This is a genomic window from Kordia sp. (assembly GCF_050633145.1).
Classification (GTDB): Bacteria; Bacteroidota; Bacteroidia; order Flavobacteriales; family Flavobacteriaceae; genus Kordia.
Genome location: NZ_JBOEFY010000054.1, coordinates 1 through 4,584 on the forward strand (window position 1 = coordinate 1; position 4,584 = coordinate 4,584).

The following is a 4,584-nucleotide window of genomic DNA, read 5'->3' on the forward strand; positions in this document are numbered from 1 at the left end:
AAATGGCAAACTTAAAAGAAATACGTAATAGAATTAGTTCTGTAAAATCAACAATGCAGATTACAAGCGCTATGAAAATGGTGTCTGCTGCAAAGTTGAAAAAAGCACAAGATGCCATCACAGCGATGCGTCCGTATGCAAACAAACTTACAGAATTACTACAAAGCTTAAGTGCGACATTGGATGTAGATAGCGGAAGCAAATTTGCAGACCAACGTGAAGTAAACAAAGTATTGATTGTAGCTATTACATCTAACAGAGGATTGTGTGGAGCGTTCAACTCTAACATTATCAAACAATCAAGCAACCTAATTAACAATGTGTACGCTGGGAAACAAGTGGACGTATTGGCAATTGGTAAAAAAGGAAATGATATCTTATCTAAAACAAATACGATCATTGAAAATCGTAGTGATGTTTTTGATGCATTAACTTTTGATAATGTAGCTGAAATTGCTGAGAAGCTAATGGAATTATTTGAAAATGGATCGTATGATAAAATCGAGATCGTTTACAACAAATTCAAAAATGCAGCAACACAAATCGTAATGACGGAACAATTTTTACCAATTGTACCGATGGAATCTGCAGATGCAAACGTTCAATTAGATTATGTTTATGAGCCATCAAAAGCAGAAATCGTTGAAGAATTAATTCCAAAGTCATTAAAAACACAATTATACAAAGGAATCAGAGACTCTTTTGCAAGTGAGCATGGTGCGCGTATGACTGCGATGCACAAAGCAACAGATAATGCAGGAGAACTAAGAGATTCTTTAACATTAACATACAACAAAGCACGTCAGGCTGCTATTACAAACGAAATCTTAGAAATCGTTGGTGGAGCGGAAGCGTTAAACAATTAGATTTTTCATTCTTTTCTGTGTTGTCACATCGAGCGCAGTCGAGATGCATATCATACTACAAAACCTCATGGAAACATGAGGTTTTTTGTTTTTCTTATACTTTGAAACGTCATTGCGAACGCAGTGAAGCAATCTGCCAAAATCATACCTTAAACTAGTATTTGAAACCAACAGATTGCCACAAATTTCTATGAATTCCTTTGTTTTGTCATTGCGAACGCAGTGAAGCAATCTGCTACTTCAAATACCAAATTCGTTTTTAGATAAACAAACTGCCACGTCATAAAATCCTCGCAGTGACGTTTCAAACTCCAATCGCCAAATCAAGTAAAATTCTAGGGCATAGAGCGGAGTCGAAATGCAATTTTCATCGAAAAAAACACGTTAAAACACAAAGTGAATTCGTACTAAACCATCATTCCATATCTTTGCATAAACCTCTAAAAATCCATGAGCCAAAAACTCTCTTATTTCCTATTTCTTTTTCTCTGTTTTAGTTTGAATACATTTCTAAATGCACAAACTCAACATGATTCTTTGGCGAAGTATAGCTTTAAAGAGATAGAAAAAAAATTCTACGATACAAGGTTTACAGATAAAAACCTATGTAAACTCTATGCAGAAAAATATCTTTCAAAAGCTAAACTAAGTGGGGATAAAGTAAAAATATCGAGAGGTTACTTTCACATGGCTATATTCTATTATGTTGTATCTAATAAAGACTTACTATCTATACAATATACAGATAGTATTATTGAAACTTGTAAGACTTGTAAAAACAAAGATTTTCCTGCCATGGGTTATTACACAAAAGGAGCCTACCAATATGACTTAGGAATGGAAAAAAAAGCTTTAAATAATTTTTTAGAAACACTAAAAATTTTAAAAATTAATAATAATGTCCGTCTAGAATTAAAAACGAGAAACGCTATAATAAGTACAAACTCTAATTGGATTGCTGATGACAAAACATTAAAGTATCTATTAGAATTGTTAAATTTCTTAAAAAAGCAAAAAAACTATAATGAAGAGTATGCACAAGTTATTAGTAATTTATCGATAGAATATGGAAGAAGAGGTAACTATAAAAAACAATTAGAATATGCAAAGCTTGGAATTGATGAAAAGTTACAAGGAGTGAGAAGCCCAAGTCATTATAACTTTGTAGCCTATGCTGGAACTGCTCAATATTATTTAGAGAATTATGAGGCTACAATAGATAGCTCATTAAAAGCATTACCACATTTGATTAAAATTAATGATAGAGATGTAATTTTAAGATACTATTATATAGCCAAAAGTTATGACAAGCTCAAGCAATTTGAAAAAGCACAATTCTATTTCCTTAAGACAGATTCTATCTATCAAGCTACCAAAGATATTTATCCAGAAATGCGCATCGCGTATGAATATATCATTGACTATTATAAAAGCAAAAATGACGCAGAAAATCAAATCAAATACTACGATCGTTTACTAGAAGTAGATAAAATTATTGACTCTGCTTATACTTATGTTAAAGAAACCATTGAAAAAAAATTCGATACACCACAAGCCATTGCAGAACGTGCACGTTTAGTTGAAGCATTGGAAACCAAAAAGAATGCTTGGAAATATCGTTTTGGAGCTATTAGCGCTATTTTATTAGTGATTCTAGGAATTTTAGTAGCCGCATTTCGTCGTCAAAAATATTATAAAAAACGTTTTGAAAATATTATGAGCATTGAGCGCATTTCGACTCCGCTCAATGCCAGTTCTGATAAACGAAAAAGAGATGTGTCAATTCAACAAAGTGAGAGTGCTGAGGCTTTCGAATCACAAAAAATAGAAGCAAAAGATCTTGGTGTTCCAAAAGAAATAATTGAAAGCATTCTCAATCAACTAAAAAAGTTTGAAGACACAAAGAAATTCACAAAACAAGTTTCAATTACAAGCTTAGCAAAAAACTTAAAAACGAATCCTAAATACTTATCCAAAGTCATCAATTGGCATTACAAAAAGAATTTTAGTCAGTACATCAGTGAATTGCGTATAGAATATGTCATTTCCAGACTCAAAGAAGATTCCAAATTCAGAAATTATACGATTAAAGCCATTGCTAAAGAAGCAGGTTTTGGAAACACAGAATCGTTTTCCAAAGCATTTCATAAATCTACAGGAATCAAGCCTTCGTATTTTATTAAAGAGTTGCAGAAACGTTTGGAGAGTTAGTATATGAAACGTCATTGCGAGGAAGCATGACGAAGCAATCTGTTTAAATTATAGAAACGATTGTATATAAAACTAAGAGATTGCCGCGAATTTTTTTAAATTCTCGCAAAGACGTTTCAAACTCAAAACGTCAGATCGAGTGGCGAATCGTAGATTCGTTGTATCAAGATCTGCTCAAGGATAACAAAACATATTTTGAACTACAATTTTCATCGAAAAAAACACGTTAAAACACAAAGTGAATTCGTACTAAACCACCATTGCATATCTTTGCATAAACCTCCACAAAATCCATGAGTCAAAAACTCTCTTATTTCCTATTTCTTTTTATCTGTTTTAGTTTGAATACATTTTTAAATGCACAAACTCAAAATGATTCCTTGGCGAAGTATAGTTATGAAGAACTAAGAGCCTTTAGGAAAAATTATAGAAATTCTAATAATGAGTTATCAAAGGTTTATATAGATGAATATTTAAAAAGATCAATTGTAGATAATGATACTGTAAGAATCTATACAGGTTATTTTTTCTTGTCTAAATATTATGGAAATAAAGGAGATTTAAATCCATCTACACAATACTTAGATAGTGTTATAAAATATAGTGAAAACAAACAAGATAAATATTTGCCAGCCTTGGCATATAAAAATAAAGGAGCTTATTTATATAATTTAGGTAAGAATAATGAAGCATTGGAAAACTTTTTAAAAGCATTGGAAGTATTAAAAACCAATAAAAATGTTTCATTAGAAATAGATATCCGTAGCGCAATTATTTCTGTAAGAAGTAATTGGTCTTTAAGTGAAGAGGATTTAAATTTTAAAAAAGAGACTTTAGAATTTGTTATTAATAATAAAGAATTCATCCTTGATTATACAGAGACTTATTTTGTTGCATTAAGTAATTTGTCATTAGGATATTTGCGGAATAAAAAATATAAACAAGGATTAGAAATAGCTAAAAAAGGAATTCAAGAAACAATTCATATCAAAGACACAATATCCTATTATGATTTTGTAACTTATGGTGGGTATGCTCAATATTATTTAGAAAATTACCAAATAGCCATCGATAGCTTACAAAAAGCATTACCATACAGAGATGATCATGGAAAAGCAATGAACAATTATTACCTAGGTAAAAGCTACGACAAACTAAACCAACCAGAAAAAGCACAGTTCCATTTCTTAAAAACAGATTCCATTTACCAAGCAACCAAAGATATTTTTCCAGAAATGCGAATCGCGTATGAACATATCATTGACTACTACAAAAGCAAAAATGATACTGAAAATCAAATCAAATACTATGATCGTTTGCTTGAAACAGATAAAATCATTGATTCTACGTATACATACGTTACAGAAACCATTGAAAAAAAATACGAAACACCAGAAGCCATTGCCGAACGCGCACGTTTAGTAGAAGAGCTAGAAACCAAAAAGAATGCTTGGAAATACCGTTTTGGAGCTATTAGCGCTATTCTATTAGTGATTCTAGGAATTTT

3 protein-coding genes are annotated in these 4,584 nt (G+C 31.4%); all 3 read left to right on the plus strand.

What is annotated here, in order from left to right:
• Positions 1-2 precede the first annotated feature (2 nt).
• On the plus strand, positions 3-866 hold the full coding sequence (atpG, locus tag ACRBBL_RS21925; RefSeq protein WP_431371236.1) for an ATP synthase F1 subunit gamma: 864 nt from the start codon (positions 3-5) through the stop codon (positions 864-866).
• A 450-nt stretch (positions 867-1,316) separates the two neighbouring features.
• A complete protein-coding gene (locus ACRBBL_RS21930) occupies positions 1,317-3,077 on the plus strand; it encodes a helix-turn-helix domain-containing protein (RefSeq protein ID WP_431371237.1) in 1,761 nt (586 codons plus the stop codon).
• A gap of 293 nt (positions 3,078-3,370) precedes the next feature.
• On the plus strand, positions 3,371-4,584 hold a 1,214-nt coding region (locus ACRBBL_RS21935; protein WP_431371238.1), incomplete at its 3' end, for a tetratricopeptide repeat protein.